This window comes from Luteolibacter yonseiensis (assembly GCF_016595465.1).
GTDB classification, from domain to species: domain Bacteria; phylum Verrucomicrobiota; class Verrucomicrobiia; order Verrucomicrobiales; family Akkermansiaceae; genus Luteolibacter; species Luteolibacter yonseiensis.
In genome coordinates, this window is the sequence record NZ_JAENIK010000013.1 from 531588 (window position 1) to 548977 (window position 17390).

At 61.0% G+C, this 17390-nt stretch carries 15 protein-coding genes; 11 read left to right on the forward strand and 4 right to left on the reverse strand.

Going from position 1 to position 17390, the window contains the following annotated elements:
• Positions 1 to 92: 92 nt before the first annotated feature.
• Positions 93 to 578 (forward strand): hypothetical protein, encoded by a 486-nt coding sequence (locus JIN84_RS22610; RefSeq protein WP_200353374.1) that lies wholly within the window; start codon positions 93 to 95, stop codon positions 576 to 578.
• 103 nt (positions 579 to 681) lie between these two features.
• Here JIN84_RS22610 and JIN84_RS22615 read toward each other — a convergent pair whose 3' ends face one another.
• Entirely contained in the window at positions 682 to 1704 is a 1023-nt protein-coding gene (locus tag JIN84_RS22615; RefSeq protein ID WP_200353375.1) for a Fic family protein, read from the reverse strand.
• A 259-nt stretch (positions 1705 to 1963) separates the two neighbouring features.
• Here JIN84_RS22615 and panC point away from each other — a divergent pair, with 259 nt between their 5' ends.
• The 5 genes from panC (at position 1964) to JIN84_RS22640 (ending at position 5746) form a co-directional block, all read left to right on the forward strand.
• Positions 1964 to 2788 (forward strand): pantoate--beta-alanine ligase, encoded by an 825-nt coding sequence (gene panC, locus JIN84_RS22620; RefSeq protein ID WP_200353376.1) that lies wholly within the window; start codon positions 1964 to 1966, stop codon positions 2786 to 2788.
• A gap of 153 nt (positions 2789 to 2941) precedes the next feature.
• The gene (locus tag JIN84_RS22625) at positions 2942 to 3430 is read left to right on the forward strand and encodes a DUF2059 domain-containing protein (protein WP_200353377.1); all 489 of its coding nucleotides are present in this window, start codon (positions 2942 to 2944) and stop codon (positions 3428 to 3430) included.
• A 31-nt stretch (positions 3431 to 3461) separates the two neighbouring features.
• Entirely contained in the window at positions 3462 to 4490 is a 1029-nt protein-coding gene (locus JIN84_RS22630) for a M23 family metallopeptidase (RefSeq protein ID WP_200353378.1), read from the forward strand.
• A 13-nt stretch (positions 4491 to 4503) separates the two neighbouring features.
• Positions 4504 to 4962, forward strand: a complete 459-nt coding sequence (locus tag JIN84_RS22635) for a RidA family protein (RefSeq protein ID WP_234043650.1) — start codon at positions 4504 to 4506, stop codon at positions 4960 to 4962.
• Between the two features lie 16 nt (positions 4963 to 4978).
• On the forward strand, positions 4979 to 5746 hold the full coding sequence (locus tag JIN84_RS22640; RefSeq protein ID WP_234043651.1) for a 6-phosphogluconolactonase: 768 nt from the start codon (positions 4979 to 4981) through the stop codon (positions 5744 to 5746).
• A 116-nt stretch (positions 5747 to 5862) separates the two neighbouring features.
• On the opposite strand, the gene JIN84_RS22645 is transcribed toward JIN84_RS22640, so the two are convergent.
• Together JIN84_RS22645 and JIN84_RS22650 are read right to left on the reverse strand one after the other, a co-directional pair.
• Complete coding sequence (locus tag JIN84_RS22645; RefSeq protein WP_200353380.1) at positions 5863 to 6477, reverse strand: LysE family translocator; 615 nt, start codon at positions 6475 to 6477, stop codon at positions 5863 to 5865.
• Positions 6474 to 6854, reverse strand: a complete 381-nt coding sequence (locus tag JIN84_RS22650) for a hypothetical protein (RefSeq protein ID WP_200353381.1) — start codon at positions 6852 to 6854, stop codon at positions 6474 to 6476. Before JIN84_RS22650 ends, JIN84_RS22645 begins: the two co-directional genes overlap by 4 nt.
• 272 nt (positions 6855 to 7126) lie before the next feature.
• On the opposite strand from JIN84_RS22650, the gene JIN84_RS22655 reads away from it, so the two are divergent.
• Positions 7127 to 9901, forward strand: coding sequence for a bifunctional aconitate hydratase 2/2-methylisocitrate dehydratase (locus JIN84_RS22655; RefSeq protein ID WP_200353382.1), 2775 nt, complete (start codon positions 7127 to 7129; stop codon positions 9899 to 9901).
• A 255-nt stretch (positions 9902 to 10156) separates the two neighbouring features.
• Complete coding sequence (gene acnA, locus JIN84_RS22660; protein WP_200353383.1) at positions 10157 to 12832, forward strand: aconitate hydratase AcnA; 2676 nt, start codon at positions 10157 to 10159, stop codon at positions 12830 to 12832.
• Between the two features lie 177 nt (positions 12833 to 13009).
• Here acnA and nadB read toward each other — a convergent pair whose 3' ends face one another.
• Positions 13010 to 14623: an L-aspartate oxidase gene (gene nadB, locus JIN84_RS22665; protein WP_200353384.1), complete on the reverse strand. Its 1614-nt coding sequence runs from the start codon at positions 14621 to 14623 to the stop codon at positions 13010 to 13012.
• 95 nt (positions 14624 to 14718) lie between these two features.
• On the opposite strand from nadB, the gene bioD reads away from it, so the two are divergent.
• Genes bioD through JIN84_RS22680 form a run of 3 tightly spaced genes read left to right on the forward strand, consistent with a single transcriptional unit; the run spans position 14719 to position 17293 of the window.
• Positions 14719 to 15348 carry a dethiobiotin synthase gene (gene bioD, locus JIN84_RS22670; protein WP_200353385.1) on the forward strand — a complete coding sequence of 210 codons (630 nt, stop codon included), beginning with the start codon at positions 14719 to 14721 and terminating at the stop codon, positions 15346 to 15348.
• Between the two features lie 50 nt (positions 15349 to 15398).
• On the forward strand, positions 15399 to 15929 hold the full coding sequence (locus tag JIN84_RS22675; protein ID WP_200353386.1) for a sigma-70 family RNA polymerase sigma factor: 531 nt from the start codon (positions 15399 to 15401) through the stop codon (positions 15927 to 15929).
• Positions 15929 to 17293: a FecR family protein gene (locus tag JIN84_RS22680; RefSeq protein ID WP_200353387.1), complete on the forward strand. Its 1365-nt coding sequence runs from the start codon at positions 15929 to 15931 to the stop codon at positions 17291 to 17293. Before JIN84_RS22675 ends, JIN84_RS22680 begins: the two co-directional genes overlap by 1 nt.
• Positions 17294 to 17390: the final 97 nt, after the last annotated feature.

The window sequence follows — 17390 nt, forward strand, 5'->3', positions numbered from 1 at the left end:
GCGACCCTTGGCGACCTTGGCGACTTTGCGGTGAAAAACAAGAACCACAGCCCTCTCACATAACAATCAACAACCCAAATAGAAACAACATCATGCAAAACCAACAACACACCCCACAAGCCACCGTCGTCTTGAAAGACGGACTCACCCCGCTCGCCACCTGGTCCCACGACTTCGATCAACGCCCCACCATTGGCGAAATCCTCACGCTCCCCGCCGCGGTCCAGGCCAGGCTCGAAGGCTACTCGCCCGAAGCCGCCGTCACCCGAATCGAACTCCGGACCTCACCGAAGCCGGACCGCATCGAGCTGGAAGCCGATTGCCGGACACCCAAGGAAAAACGCCCCGTCGTCGTCCTCAACTCCGACCGCATCCGCGACTCCCTCCACGAATCCGCCGAAGCCCACCTCCGCAAAACCCTGCGCTTCCCCCTCGTCTCCTGGGAACACAGCCCCCACCCGGACCCGGTCGTCCGTTTCCACGATCCCGTCACCAACCACAAAACCTGCCCCCCGGAGGTGAGGGCGGGGTTGATCGAGCTGCTATATCCGGAAATGGAAATTGGAGCGCCGGTGTAAAGAAACCAAATTCAACATATAGAAAAAAGGCGCGTCAGATATCACTGAACGCGCCTTATCATGTGGGCCGGCTCAAAGACGTGGACGCCTGCTTCACTTGAAGTCACGTTGATACCGCTTGTCCTGCGGGGGTGGTCCGGTATTTTTGGAGGCGGCTGTTGGGCTTGTCGGGGAGGGTCATTTCCACCCATCCGGCATCCAGAAGAGGCTTGAGGATCTGGTTGCGGAATTTGGTGCGGTCGCTGCGTTCCGCGATGGCCATGAGGGCTCCGATGGCGGTTTCGACGCGGCATTGGCGCAGGATAGAGACTTGGTGCCGACTTGGTGCCAACTTGGTGCTTTTTCCGGCGGCAATAGGTTCGGAAGCGGCCGCTTCATTGAGTGCCGTTTTCAGTGTTCCAAGCAGGAATTCGATGAAGGCGGTGGAGTTTCCCGCCTTGTCGCAGTTGGCGAGAACCTTGTAGTAAGAGGCCTGCCGATCGCGGATGACGGATTCCACAGGGAGAAAGGCGAAGAGCGGATTCCATTGGCTAAGAATCAGCGTTTGCCAGAGCCTGCCCATCCGGCCGTTGCCGTCCGCAAAGGGGTGGATGAACTCCAGTTCGTAGTGGAACACGCAGCCCGCAATGAGAGGATGTGCGTCTGTGCGCTTGAGCCAATACAGCAGGTCTTTCATCAGACCCGGCACGCGGTCGGCAGGAGGTGCCAGATGGACGATCTGTTTCCCTTGGGCGATACCCACGGATCGGGTCCGGAATTTACCGGCATCCGGCACGAGACCGGAGAGCATGAGCCCATGGGCTGCCAGGAGGTCTTTCGTGGAAGATGGATTCCACGAGGGCATTACTTCGTAGGCTGCGAAGGCGTTCTCCACTTCCCGGATCTCGCGGGCGGGACCGAGCACTCGCCTGCCGGAAAGCAAGGCGGTGACCTGATCTAGACTGAGCGTGTTGTTTTCGATCGCCAGCGAGGCGTGGATGCTGCGGATACGGTTTTCCCGACGAAGCTTGGGAATCTGTGCAGCACCCGACAAAGCACCGATGCGTCCCATCTCCCCGGCAATTTCCGCCACCAGCGAAAGGATCGCCGGGGTGATGGTGTAAGGAGGAGGATCAGGCGATGCCATGCTGGGGAAATCCGGCGGAGTTTCTAAAGGCGGAAACTATTTCCGAACGCGGAAATTAACAACAACCGTGTGGACTGGAAGAAAGGAAAGTTGCCGGCAGGTTAAGTTGCTAGTTTCAAATATTCAACTTCCAGGAGGGAGAGACACAGCGTCTGCTTTTACCATAGGTCAGACTGTCGGAATCTGTGGCCAATGAAAGAATAGGGCGAACTACCTATCCCACACTTGCTACGGCCACCTTTCGGGAATACCCCGAGGCATGAAAATTGCCGAAAACGGAAGTGCCTTGGGGGATGTGCTGAAGCATTCGCCCGGTCCACGCGTATTAGTTCCGACCATGGGAGCCTTCCACCCCGGCCACATCTCGTTGATGCACAAAGCCAGGGAGATCTCAGGACCGGAGGGGACGGTGGTGGTTTCGATTTTTGTGAATCCCATCCAGTTCGACCGGGCGTCGGATCTGGAGGCTTATCCGCGGCCGATGGAGAGCGATCTGGCGGCTTGTGAGGCGGCGGGGGTGGATGTGGTGTTCACGCCGGTGGCGGATTCGATGTATTTCCCGGACCGGTCTGTCACGGTGACGGAGACGCTGCTTTCCCGGGATCTGTGCGGGGCGGCGCGGCCGGGGCATTTCGACGGGGTGTGCACGGTGGTGCTGAAGCTTTTCCTGCTGAGCGGTTGCGACGTGGCGGTTTTCGGGGAGAAGGATTTCCAGCAACTGGCGATCATCCGCCGGATGGTGCGGGATCTGGATGTGCCGGTGGAGATCGTCTCCTGCCCGACGATGCGGGAGGCGGATGGCCTGGCGATGTCCTCCCGCAACACGCGGCTCACCCCGGAGCAGCGGGCGGACGCTCCGCGCATCCTGCGGACGCTGAAGGCGGCGGCGGAATTGGGCGATGTGGAGGCCATTCTGGCTAGGGCGCGGGAGGAGATCGAGGCATCCCCCCTCGCCCGGATCGACTACCTGTCGCTGGTGGATGCGGAGACCTTGCAGCCGGTGACGGATCTGGTGCGTCCGGCGGTGCTGGCGACGGCGGTGTTTTACGGCGAGGTGCGGTTGATCGATCACGTGGATCTATGATCCCATGATGGACGGGCGATGATCGACGAGGGCAGGAGTTTTCATTCGTCGATCATCGATCGCATTCATCTTTCGCAGATCCTCCTCCGCCGGGAATGTCCGGGTCTCTCAGTTTTTTCTTCCGGGATCGTCCGGTTGTGCTTCACTCGCGGCATGAACCGACGCTTCGCCGCTTTCCTGATGCTGGCCTTCCTTGCGCTTGCTCCCTCCGCCTTCGCCAGCGGGAAGAAGGAGAGCAAGGCGTCCATCACGTTCCACATGGAGACGGAGGCGACGGACAACCCGAAAATGATTTTCCCGCAGCTTGCCAACGGCCAGCAGCGCTACTTCCGCCGGATGCCGGAGATCGGCACCAAGGACATCGTTTCCTTCAGCCCGTTCCCGTCCGAGGCGGGTGACTATGGCGTGGTGGTGAGGCTGAAGAGCAATGCGGCCGCCCGTCTGTCCGCGATCACGAACGCGAACCAGGGCAAATGGATGATCTCGCAGGTCAACGGCAACGTGGTGAACGGTTTTCTCATCGACAAGCAGGTGGACGACGGCGTGGTGGTGATCTGGCAGGGCGTGACCCTGGCGGACATCACACTGCTGGACGAGGAGCTCCCACGCACCGGAGCAAATGGGAAAAAGAAGAAGAAATAACGCTCCTTCACGAAGAATCAACCGCTTCACGATGTTCCGCACGCTTGTTTCCCTGCTTTCCCTGGCCACGGTCACGGCCGCAGCCCCCATCGACCTCCGCCTGCCCACCGAGAACCACCACCTTTTCACCGGTGAGATGGACCGCTTCTACATGTATGTGGACCGGAATTTCGAAGGGCAGCAGACGAAGCCTTGGGAGGCGGGATCGTTCGGCCTCGTGCGCACGGCCATCCGCGTGAATGGCGAGGTGCTGCTGACGAAATTCCACGAAGGAATCGACATTTCCCCGGTGAAACGGGACAAGGCGGGCAATCCGCTGGACCTGGTCTCCAGCATCGCGGACGGGCGCGTGGTTTACGTGAGTCCCATCGCGGGGCGCAGCAATTACGGAAAATACGTCGTCATCGAGCACTCGTGGGAGAACTCCCAGATAATCTCGCTCTACGCCCACCTGGCGGAAATCACCGCGAAGCCGGGAGACGAGGTGAAGGCGGGCTCCGTCATCGGCCGCATGGGCTACACCGGCGCGGGGATCGACCGCACGCGGGCACACTGCCACCTGGAAATCGGCATGCTCATGAGCTCGCGCTACATGGAGTGGCACCAGCAATTCGGCGGAGGCACGAACTACCACGGACTTTTCAACGGCATGAACATCTGCGGGGCGGACGCGGCGCGGTTTTTCCTCGACCACAAGGCGAATCCCGAGCTCCAGTTCAGCCAGTATATCGCCTCCACGCCGGTCTATTTCAAGGTGGCCGTGCCGGCGAAGGAAACCCCGCCGGAGTTCGTGAAACGCTACCCATGGATTGTCAAAGGCGACACACAGGGCGCCGCTTCGTGGGAAATCAGCTTCAGCGCCACCGGCCTGCCGCTCGCCTTCGAGCGGAGCCAGCGCGACGTGACCGTGCCGGTCGTGACATCCGTCCGCCCGTCCACCGTGCCACAACGCTACATGACCCGGAACCTCATTTCCGGAGAGGGCAACAAGGCCACCCTCACCAACGGCGGCAGGCAGCTCGTCTCGCTGCTGACCGATGATTTTCCCCATACCCCCTGACCCTACCATACCCATGTCCGTCCAAGATCAACTCACCGCCCTCGGCCTCACCCTGCCCGCAGTCCCCACGCCCGTCGCCGCCTACGTCAACTGCGTGCGCAGCGGCAACCTGCTTTTCCTCTCCGGAGGTCTGCCGATCGATGGTGAGAAGAAAGTCATCGGCAAGGTGCCTACGGATGTCTCCATCGACGAGGCCAAGGAAGGCGCGCGCATGATCATCCTGAACCGTCTTGCCGTCATCCAGGACGAGGTCGGCTCGCTGGACAAGGTGAAGCAGATCGTGGCGCTGAACGGATTTGTGAACTCCGAGGCGGATTTCTACGGACACCCCCAGGTCATCAACGGCGCGTCCGAGCTGCTGGTGGAAATCTTCGGCGACAAGGGCAGGCACTCGCGCACCGCGCTGGGCGCCGCGTCCCTGCCGCTGAATGTGGCGGTGGAGATCAACCTCATCGTCGAGATCGAAGCCTGAGAAACGACCCAGCCGGATGATGTCCCATACCGCACGTTTCCGGGTTTTTGAAAACCCCGACTCCGCGAGCGCGCTGGTGGCGGCGGAGATCGCGCAGCTCATCCGTGAGCGGGCGATCCTCGGCCGCACCGCCGTGCTCGGATTGCCGGCGGGGGCTTCCCCCCTGCCCCTCTACGCCGAGCTGATCTACCAGCACCGGGAGGAAGGCCTGTCGTTCAAGAACGTCGTCACCTTCAATCTCGACGAATGCATGGGCCTCGCCGGCAGCCATCCCCACAGCTTCCGCTCCTTCATGCAGAGGCATTTTTTCGATCATGTGGACCTGCCGCCGGAAAACATCCGCTTCCTCTCGGGGAACATCGCGGATCCGGACGTCACCGCCCACTGCGCCAGCTACGAGCGCATGATCAAGAAGGCGGGAGGGATCGACTACCAGGTGCTGGGCATCGGCAGGAACGGCCACATCGGCTTCAACGAGCCCGGGACCTCCCCGGTATCGCGGACCCACCGGGTGGAACTGAGCGACACGACCCGCGAGGATGTGGCGGATCGTTTCAACGGGTTGAAAAACGTGCCAACCCACGCGGTGACGATGGGCTGCGGGACGATTTTGAAGGCGCGCAGGATTTCCCTGCTCGCATGGGGTTCCAAAAAATCCCGCATCGTCCGCAGCGCCCTCTGTGGACCGGTGTCGTCCCGGGTGGCGGCATCCTATCTCCAGAACCATCCTTCGGCACAGTTCATCCTCGATCCGGCGGCCGCATCGGCGGTGCAACAGGCGTGAGAGATCGGTGAAAGACGATTGCGGGTACTGACACACGATTGAAAATCATCGACTTGCGAACGACCGACCGTCGAACACTTATTGTAGATGGGCCCGATCACCCGTCGTGGACCGCGTCATCCCCAAACCAGCCGCAACGCCAGCCCGATGAGGACGACGGCGAACGCCCCATCGATCCATTTCACCGATTTTCCGTAGGCGATCCGCAGCGGCCCCCATTGCAGGAGCACCGCCCATAGCGACCAAAGCACGCAGCCCTGCACCACCACGATTCCGCAGATGGTCACCGGCCACCAGTCGGGCCGCGCCCCCTTGAGAAAGGGGGCGCTCACCGCCGCGAGGAAAATCGCCGCCTTCGGATTCAGCAGGTTGCACAGCAATCCCCGCACGAACGGCCCACGCGACGTATCCGCCACCACCGTCTCCTGCGACTCCTCCTTGCGGAAAATTTCCCTGCCGATCCCGATCGCCAGCCAAGCCAGATACGCCGCCGCCAGCCAATGCAACGCGACCCGCAGCACCGCAGACCGTTCCAGCGCCAAAGCGACACCGGCCACCGCAATCACCGAGTGAAAAGTGAGCCCGCAGGCGATTCCAAGGGCCATTTCCACCCCCGCCCGGGCTCCGAGCTTAAGTGCCGTCCGGGTCAGCAGGATCATGTCCGGTCCCGGGCTGAACTGCCCCAGCGCCATCACCCCGGCGAACGCCAGCAGCTCGAGAGCCGGAGTCATTCCCCGCGATCCGTTTTCACCGCCACCACGTAGTCCAGCACCGCCTTTTCATCCGCGCTCTCCAAGCCCGCGTGCTTGATCATCTTCGGCATCGCATCCTGCCACTCGTCCACGTCCAGGTTCTGCGGCAGCATGTAGCGGTGGCATTCCCCGCAGCGCAGCATGTAGGTCTCGTGACCGCGCTGGAGCTGCGAGAGGGGCTTTCCGCTTTTCTTCGCCATCGCCGGGTTGGGATTCGGCACTTCGGCAATTCCTCCCTCCGCTGGCTCGTCACCTGCTGGAATATCTCCCAAATTCGGGGCGGATCCAACCCCGCCGCAACCCGCCATCAGCCAAGCGCAAGGCACCGCCACCATCCAGATCCGTGAGATTCGCATGCCCCCAAGCTAGCAACTCCCCTTTCCCGAAATCAAACCGCAATCTCCGGGTTATCGATTTTGACAAATCCCTCACGCCATCACACTCTCCGCACCACCTCCAGCGACGGTCACAAACCACCGTCCATTTTTCACAACGATCCGCTCATGAACCCATCTCGCTCCTTCACCACCGGCTCCGGAGCAAGATTCCACCCCATGACCGGACCCGGCCGCCTGTCTCCCGGCGCGGCCTGATCTCCCAGTGAATTCCTATCGATCGATTTAAGAACATGCAGCTATATCAAGACTACTTGGCAGAAATTGAGGAACGCAAAAGCGCAGGCTTGCACCCCAAACCCATCGATAGCGGCGAACTGACGGCTGAGATCATCGCCCAGATCAAGGACCCCTCCAACGGACATCGCAAGGAATCGCTCGATTTCCTGATCTTCAACACTCTTCCGGGCACCACCAGCGCGGCTGGCGAAAAGGCCCGTTTCCTTGAGGAAATCATTCTCGGCAAATCGGTCGTGGAGGAAATCTCCACCCCCTTCGCCTTCGAGCTGCTCTCCCACATGAAGGGCGGAGCCTCCATCAACACCCTCCTCAACCTCGCTCTCGGCGAAAATGCCGAAATCTCCCTGCAGGCCGCCGAGGTTCTCAAAACCCAGGTATTCCTTTACGACGCCGACACCTCGCGACTCGAAAAAGCCTACAACGCCGGCAATCCGGTCGCGAAAGACATTCTTGAAAGCTATGCCGCCGCCGAGTTCTTCACCAAGCTCCCGGAAGTTCCCGAGGAAGTCCGGGTCGTCACCTACATCGCGGCCGAAGGTGACATTTCGACCGACCTTCTCTCTCCCGGCAACCAGGCACACTCCCGCTCCGACCGCGAGTTGCACGGCAAGTGCATGATCAACGAAGAGGCACAGGCGGAAATCAAGGCCCTGCAAAGGCTCCACCCCGACAAGAGCGTCATGCTCATCGCGGAAAAAGGCACCATGGGCGTGGGATCCTCCCGCATGTCGGGCGTCAACAACGTCGCTCTCTGGACCGGCAAACAGGCCAGCCCCTACGTGCCTTTCGTCAACCTCTTCCCGATCGTCGCAGGCACCAACGGCATCTCCCCCATCTTCCTCACCACCGTCAGCGTCACCGGCGGCATCGGCCTCGATCTCAAGAACTGGGTCAAGAAAACCGACGCCGAAGGCAAGATCGTGACCAACGACAACGGGGATCCCGTTCTGGAGCAGGTCTACTCGGTCGAGACCGGAACCATCCTTACCATCAATACCAAAGAGAAAAAGCTCTACGGAAATGGCAAGGTGCTGGCCGATGTTTCCTCCGCTTTCACCCCGCAGAAGCTCGAGTTCATCAAGGCGGGCGGCTCCTACGCCATCGTCTTCGGTAAAAAGCTCCAGACCTTCGCCGCCGAAACGCTGGGCATCGAAACACCCGCCGTTTTCGCTCCCGCCAAGGAAATTTCCCATGAGGGCCAGGGACTCACCGCCGTCGAAAAAATCTTCAACCGCAATGCCGTCGGCACCACTCCCGGCCTGACCCTGCACGCCGGTTCGGACGTCCGCGTCAAGGTCAACATCGTCGGCTCGCAGGACACCACCGGCCTGATGACCTCGCAGGAGCTTGAGGCGATGGCGGCAACCGTCATCTCGCCCACGGTCGACGCCGCCTACCAATCCGGCTGCCACACCGCTTCCGTTTGGGACAAGAAGGCCCAGGCCAACATCCCCAAGCTGATGTCCTTCATGCAGGGCTTCGGGCTCATCACCGCCCGCGACCCGAAGGACGGCTATCACGCCATGACCGACGTCATCCACAAGGTCCTCAACGACCTCACGGTGGACGACTGGGACATCACCATCGGCGGCGACTCCCACACCCGCATGTCCAAGGGCATCGCCTTCGGCGCCGACTCCGGCACCGTCGCCCTGGCCCTCGCCACCGGCGAGGCGACCATGCCCATCCCCGAGTCGGTCAAGGTCACCTTCAAGGGCATTCTCAAGCCCCATGTGGACTTCCGCGACGTCGTCCACGCCACCCAGGCGCAGATGCTGAAAAAATTCGGTGACAATGTCTTCCAAGGCCGCGTCATCGAAGTCCACATCGGCACCCTTCCCGCCGATCAGGCTTTCACCTTCACCGACTGGACCGCCGAGATGAAGGCCAAGGCCTCCATCTGCATTTCTCAGGACGAAACCCTCATCGAATCGCTGGAAACCGCCAAGAGCCGCATCCAGATCATGATCGACAAGGGCATGGACAACGCGACCCATGTGCTGCAAGGCCTCATCGACAAGGCGAACAACCGCATCCTTGAAATCCGGTCCGGCTCCAAGCCGCCCCTCGCACCGGATGCCAATGCCAAGTATCGCGCCGAAATGGTCGTCGACCTCGACATCATCGACGAGCCCATGATCGCCGACCCCGACGTGAACAACGAGGATGTGTCCAAGCGCTACACCCACGACGTCATCCGCGGCCTCTCCTACTACGAAGGTAGCAAAACGGTCGACCTCGGTTTCGTCGGTTCCTGCATGGTTCACAAGGGAGATCTCAAGATCGTCTCCAAGATGCTCAGGAACCTCGAACAGACCTATGGCAAGGTCGAATTCAACGCTCCTCTTGTCGTCGCCGCGCCGACTTACAACATTATCGACGAACTCAAGGCCGAAGGCGACTGGGACATCCTCCAGAAGTATTCCGGCTTCGAATTCAACGACAACGATCCCAAAGGCGTCGCCCGCACCGAATATCAGAACATGATGTATCTGGAGCGACCCGGCTGCAACCTCTGCATGGGCAACCAGGAGAAGGCCGAAAAAGGCGACACCGTCATGGCCACCTCCACCCGCCTCTTCCAAGGCCGCGTGGTCGAAGACTCCGACAGGAAAAAGGGCGAGTCCCTGCTCTCCTCCACCCCTGTCGTCGTCCTCTCCGCCATCCTCGGCCGCACTCCGAGCTTGGAGGAATACAAATCCGCCGTTACAGGCATCGACCTCACCACCTTCGCCCCTCCTGTGAAGGAACTGGTATCGGTCTTTTAAGGGTAGGAGATCGAGCATAAATGCCCATGAATCAAGGAGGGGCGGACTCCGATCCGCCCCAGCCCAAGAGATGACGACGAGATGGGCGAATGCCGCAAATCATCGGCCTCTCATCGACACGGCGATTCGGAGATCACCGCTCCTTGAGAAGAGCATCTCCCATAACCGTTGGGTCTATGGGAGGCCTGAGAGTTTATTACGCAGAATGCGGAATGCCTCTGGAAGATTCATGACTACTGTTGTAGGTAGTCCCCCATGGACACTCTCAGGACTTTCAAGACCGGCTCAGGAGTCGAAGGCAGGTTCCACTCCCTCCCCGCGCTCTCCGAACAAGGTTTCCCTAACCTTGGCAAGCTGCCGATTTCCATCCGGATCGTTCTCGAATCCCTTCTCCGCAACAACGACGGCCTCAAGGTCACCGAAAAAGACATCAACAACCTGGCGAGCTACAACGCCGCGGTACCCGGTGAGTATGAAATCCCGTTCGTCGTCGCCCGCATCGTCCTCCAGGATTTCACCGGAGTTCCTCTTCTTGTCGATCTCGCCGCCATGCGCTCCGCCGTCCATGGCATGGGCCTGGATGCGAAGATGATCGAACCGCTCGTTCCCGTGGATCTCGTCGTGGACCACTCGGTGCAGGTCGATTACGCGGGCACGGCCGCATCCCTTGAAAAGAACCTGGATCTGGAATTCCACCGCAACCGCGAGCGCTACGAGTTCTTGAAATGGGGCGAACAAGCCTTCGACACCTTCAAGGTCGTTCCTCCCGGCATCGGCATCGTCCACCAGGTGAATCTCGAGTATCTCGCCAAGTGCGTGCTTGAGAAAAACGGAGTTTACTACCCGGACACCCTCGTCGGCACCGACTCCCACACCACCATGATCAACGGCCTCGGCGTCGTCGGATGGGGCGTGGGCGGCATCGAGGCGGAGGCCGGCATGCTGGGCCAGCCAGTCACCTTCCTCGTCCCGGAAGTCGTTGGAGTCTACCTCACCGGAGAACTCCAGACCGGCGTGACCGCCACCGACCTCGTGCTTCTCGTCACCGAAATCCTGCGGAAAACCAAGGTCGTCGGCAAATTCGTCGAATTTTACGGCCCCGGTGCCAAGGCGCTCAGCCTTCCCGACCGCGCCACCATCGCCAACATGGCACCGGAATACGGCGCCACCATGGGCTTCTTCGGCATCGATGAGGTCACCACCGGCTACCTCGCGGGCACGGGCCGTTCCGCGGAACTCTGCGCCACCGTCGAAAACTACTACAAAGCCCAGGGGCTGTGGGGCATCCCGACCGTAAAGGACGCGCTCCAATTCACCCAGGTTGTCGAAATGGACCTCTCCTCCGTGAAACCCGGCGTCGCCGGACCGAAGCGTCCGCAGGACCGTATCGATGTGGACAACCTCAAGGCCAAATGGGGAGAACTTCTCGCCGCTCCTGTCGCGGAGGGTGGTTTCGCCAAAACCGAATCCAAGACCGCCGTCGTCCACGTGAACAGCAAGGATGGCGTCGCTGACAAGATCGGCCACGGTTCCATCCTCATCGCAGCCATCACCAGTTGCACGAACACCTCGAACCCCAGCGTCATGCTGGCCGCCGGCCTCCTCGCCAAGAAGGCCAACGCCTACGGTCTCAAGGTGAACCCGTCCGTCAAGACTTCGCTCGGACCCGGTTCCCGCGTGGTCACCGACTATCTCACCAAGACCGGCCTGCAGGAGGAACTCGACAAACTCGGCTTCCAGACAGTCGGCTACGGTTGCACCACCTGTATCGGAAACTCCGGCCCGTTGGACTCCGGCATTGAAGACGTTGTGAAAGCCGAGGACATCGTCGCCGCCTCAGTGCTCTCAGGCAACCGCAACTTCGAGGCCCGTGTCCACCAGTCGGTGAAAGCGAACTTCCTCATGTCCCCACCCCTCGTGGTTGCCTACGCCCTCGCAGGCACGGTGGACATCGACCTCGCCACCGAGCCCGTGGGCAAAACGCCGAAGGGCGAGCCGGTGTTCCTCGCCGACATCTGGCCATCCGGGCAGGAAATCACCGACGCGATGACCTCCTCGCTCAAACCGGACGTTTTCCAACGCCTCTACACCGGATTTTCCGACCAAAATCCGAAGTGGAACGAAATCAAGTCCTCCACCGGCGACGTCTACGAGTGGGATCGCGAATCAACCTATATCCAGGAACCTCCGTTCTTCGAAGGCTTCAGCCCCGCCCCGCGTGACATCGTGGAAATCCATGGCGCCCGGCCTCTCGGTATTTTCGCGGACTCCGTCACCACGGACCACATCTCGCCCGCCGGAGCCATCAAGATGGACAGTCCCGCCGGACGCTACCTCAGGGAAAAGGGCGTCGGATTCGCGGACTTCAACTCCTATGGCTCACGCCGGGGCAACGACCGCGTCATGACACGCGGTACCTTCGCCAACGTCCGCATCAAGAACCTCATGGTTCCCGGCATCGAGGGCGGTGTCACCAGCATCGGAGGCGAAACCAAGGCCATCTACGACGCCGCCGCCATCTATCAGGAAGACACCATCCCCACCATCATCATCGGTGGCGAGGATTACGGCATGGGCTCCTCACGCGACTGGGCGGCGAAAGGCACCAACCTCCTCGGGGTGAAGGCCGTCATCACCAAGTCCTTCGAGCGCATCCACCGCTCGAACCTCGTCGGCATGGGCGTCCTGCCCTGCAACTTCGTCAACAAGGAAGACTACGACAAAATCAAGGACCTCGCCGACGCCATATTCGATCTCACCGGCATCGACAACGACCTCAAACCCATGCAGACCGCGACCCTTCAGGTCCACCCGTCGACCGGCGAGAGTTTCGACGTCCCCGTCATCGTCCGCATCGATACTCCGGTCGAAAAAGACTACTATCGCGCGGGAGGCATCCTTCCCTACGTGCTGGCCCAGATTCTCGACTGACCACACCGGGAGCGCGGAATTCATTCGCGCGAACCGGCGTCATGCGCAAAGGAAACCCTACGAAACAACCGGACGCACGGGCTCCATGGGTTCTATGGATTTTATGGGAAAGCAGCATGGCGGTTGGGAGCCGCCGCCACGATGCGCGCGCCATTCCCACTGGCGCGTTTCAAATACCTAAAACTTCCTGATCACCGTGTCCGTGCAAAGCCGCTCGTCCGTGTTCGGATGGTCCAGCGTGTAGTGCAGCCCGCGGGATTCCTTGCGGCGGGTGGCGCATTCGACGATGAGGCCAGCCACCGCCACGAGATTCCGCAGTTCCAAGATGTCGGCGTTCACGCGGTGGCCCCAGTAGAATTCCCGCACTTCCTTTTTCAAATTCCGCAGGCGGGCGGTGGCGCGGCGCAGGCGGTTGTCCGTGCGGACGATGGAAACATAATCCCACATCAGGCGGCGGATCTCGTCCCAGTTGTGATAGATCACCACCAGTTCGTCCGGCTCGGCGGTGTCGCCATGCGACCACTCGGGAACCGGCGGTGTTTCCGGCACCGGTTTTCCCGGCGGGTGCATGCGCATCATTTCCTCAAGCGCGCGGCGCGCGACGACGTTTCCTTCCAGCAGCGAGTTGGAAGCAAGGCGGTTCGCTCCATGCAGGCCGGTGCAGCCGACCTCCCCCACGGCATAAAGCCCCCGCAAGGAAGTCTTCCCGTTCACGTCCGTGAGGATGCCCCCGCACATGTAATGCGCGGCGGGAACTACAGGAATCGGCTGGGTTTCGCAATCCAGCCCGAACCTGAGCAGCGTCTGATAGATATAGGGGAAACGCTCCTTCATGAAACCCTTCGGCTTGTGGGTCACGTCCAGGTAAACACAGGACGCACCGGTGCGCTTGATCTCGCGGTCGATGGCACGGGCGACGATGTCACGAGGGGCGAGTGAACCACGCGGATCGATTTTTTTCGTGAAATCCTCACCCTTCGAATTGATGAGGATTCCACCCTCGCCACGCACCGCCTCGCTGACGAGGAAGGACCTGGCTTCCGGACCGGTCGCGCCGGGGTTGTAGAAACAGGTGGGGTGGAATTGGATGAACTCCATGTTCGCGATGCTCGCGCCCGCGCGCCAGCCGAGCGCCACCCCGTCACCGGTCGCGGAGTCCGGATTGGTGGTGTAGAGATAGACTTTTCCGCAACCTCCGGCGGCAAGAACCACCCGGTCCGAGCGGAAGACCTTCACCTCGTTCGTCTTTGTCTCCAGCACATACGCTCCGATCACGCGATCGTCCACCGCCGCGCCAAGCTTGGCCGTGGTGATGAGGTCGATGACAAAGTGATCTTCCAAAAGAGTGAGATTCGGCGTCTTGCGGGCGGTTTCGATCAGTGCCTGGGCGATTTCACGGCCCGTGGTGTCCCGGGTGTGCAGGATGCGGCGGTGTGAATGCCCCCCTTCCTTTCCCAGCTCGAAATGGCCATTCTCCTGGTCGAAGGAAACCCCGTAATCCACGAGGTCCTCGATCGCCGCAGCCCCCTCGCCCACGATGGTGCGCACGGCCTCTTCCTTGCAAAGCCCCGCCCCCGCATCCAGCGTGTCCGCCACATGCAGTTCCTCGGTGTCTCCGGCGTCACGCTCGTCCGGAGATAAGACGGAAGCAATCCCTCCCTGGGCCCAGGCCGTGTTCGACTCATAGGCGTCGCCCTTGGTCAGTACGATCACCGAACCATGTTTCGCGGCCCGTAAGGCAAAGGAAAGTCCGGCCACACCCGCGCCGATCACCAGGAAATCTGCTGTCATGTGCCGCGAGCATGAACGGACCCGCCCCGTGGAAAAAGGCAAATTTGTCACTCACCCGCCTTGACCCCGCCGCCCCGGCAAGCCACCCCTTCCCCATGAGTTTTTTCATCACCGGCACCGATACCGACGTCGGCAAGACCTATGTCACCCGCCTGATCATCGAAAGCCTGCGCGCCGAGGGCCGCGATGCCGTCGGCTACAAGCCGGTTTCCTGCGGAGACCGCGGAGACGCCACCATCCTGTCCGAAGTCTCGGGCGGCGTGGACTTGGATGAAATCAACCCGGTTTCCCTCAATACCCCCCTCGCCCCCTATGTCGCGGGCATGCTGGAGAACCGGACCGTCGATCCGGCCGAACTCATCGCCGGATACCACAACCTCGCCGGAAAACACGCACAGGTGGTCGTGGAAGGGGCGGGCGGCTGGGAGGTTCCCATCGCCGCCAATTACCGCGTCTCCGATCTCGCCGCCGATTTGAAACTGCCCGTCGTCCTCGTCGCGGGAAACAAGCTTGGCGCCTTGAACCACATCATCCTCACCGTGAACGCCATCCGGGCCAAGGGACTCACCTGCGCGGGCATCGTGCTGAACCAGTTGGAGGACGAGATGGATACCGCCATGATCACGAACAAGGGCGTGGTGGAGGATCTCACCGGCGTTCCGCTGTTGGAGCACATCATCCACGGCCAGGATTTCCTCGATGTGGACGCGTTTTTGAAAATTTAACCGCATTCCGGGAACACATCTCCGGTTCGCGACATTAATATACGAATCGCATGCCGGACTCAGAAGCATTCACCCGCGTCATCGCGGAGCACCACTCAAGCCTGCGCCACTACATCGGCGGCTTCGGGGTGAATCCCGCGTGGGTGGATGACATCGCGCAGGACACCTTCCTCGTCGTCTATCGGAAGTGGGATGAGTTCCTCGCCGTGGACAATCCCGGGGCATGGCTGCGAACCGTCGCGAAAAACCTGGTGTTGAACGAAACCGCCAAACTCAACCGGCGCGAACGTTTGTTCAGCCACAACCTCACCAAGCTTCTCGTGGAGGCGGAGGACGCGCAGACATCCACACCTCCTCCGCCCATGCCTCCGGAGACGCTCGAAGCCCTGCGCGCCTGCCTCGGCCACCTGACGAAAAAAACCCGTGGCGTCATCGAGGCACGCTACTTCGGAAACATGAACTCTTTCCAAATCGGCCAGGAGATGGCGATGAAACCGGCCGCCGTCAGGAAACTGCTTTTTCACGCACGCCAGTCGCTCGCCGAGTGCCTGCGCGGGAAACCCATCGAAGTCCACTGGTAATGGCCGAGAAAATCCCAAGCGAAACCATCGATCTCATCGAACGCCTCATGGAGGGAACGCTCGATGACGCCGGGCATGCGCGGCTGATGGAACTCATCGACAAAAACCCCGCGTTGCTCGGCAGGATCGCCGGCCACCTGGACATCTCCTCCACCTTGCACCTGGCGGCGCGGCAGGAAGAAGATTTTGCCAGCCGCACGGCCAGCCATGTCATCAGGATCGCCGAGGAGGGGGAATTCGCGTTCGCCCGGCGGGTGAAGCGGCGGGTGGCCCGTGGCCGTATGGTCAAAGGCCTGGCTGCGGCAGCGGTGCTGACGCTGGCCGGGTTTCACTTCTTTTACAATCCCGCCCCGCGGGGCGAGCGGGTCGCGCTGCTGTTGAGGATGAACCACGACAACCAGGTGATTTCCTCGAAACCGATCTACTCGGGCACCGTGATCGAGGAAACGAGCGGCCTCGTCCGGCTCGATTTCAAGAACGGTGCCGTCGCCGCTGTCGAAGGGCCGATGAAGCTCAAGGTCGTCTCCGGCATGGCGATCGAACTGGAATCCGGCCGTATGAACGGCTGGTGCCCGGACACGGCGCACGGTTTCAAGGTTCATACGAAATCCGCCGTCCTCACCGACCTCGGCACCTCCTTCGGAATCACCACCACCCAGGATGGCAAGTCGGAGTTCATGGTGCTGGACGGATTGGTGGAGGTGGAGAAAGGCGATGAGAAGATCCGGCTGGAGGAGGGAGCCGCGATCAAGTCCAGCATGGACCAAGCGATGCGCGCCGTGGCATTCGACCCTTCCGCGTTCACCAAAACCTGGCCTTTTTCAAACGGCATCCTCACCACCCGTGGAGCGGTGATCCCCGCTCCTCCCGATACGGCGGAGAAACTCGCGCTGTTGGAAAATGACAAACACATCCTCGTCATCCCCGAGCGGCGGGGAATCCCCTTTGATCACGAGATCCAGGCCGAAATCACCGAACCGGGGACCTTGCCCGGTGATATCAGCGGCGAAGTCCGGACCTTGTCCCCGGTCTCCGGAAAGCGGCTGAGCAGCTTCCTCATCCGCTACAATCCTGTGGGAGTGATCAGCGAGGAACATTTCCTGTGTTTCGAGGGTGAGGTCACCTTCGACCGGCCGGTCCTCGCGATTTCCTGCCTGAACGGACCCCTCGCCCATGGCGACCCTGTCTTTTCCACCGCCCGATGGCCGGATCCGCTCCGGGGCATCGAACTCAGCCAGAGGCTCAATCCTCCCGACAGCGTCACCCTCTCCCCCGACAGAAGGACCGTGAAACTCATTTTCTACGCCGGAGCATCCACCGACGACGTGCGTGTGATTCTGGAAGACTCCGCCAACGGAGGGTAGCACTACGGGCTGCCCGATTACCCCTTCGTTTCACCGCTTCATTCCCACTTTCACATCCGGAACGGTTCCCGCCATGAAAACCACCACGCGAACCCCT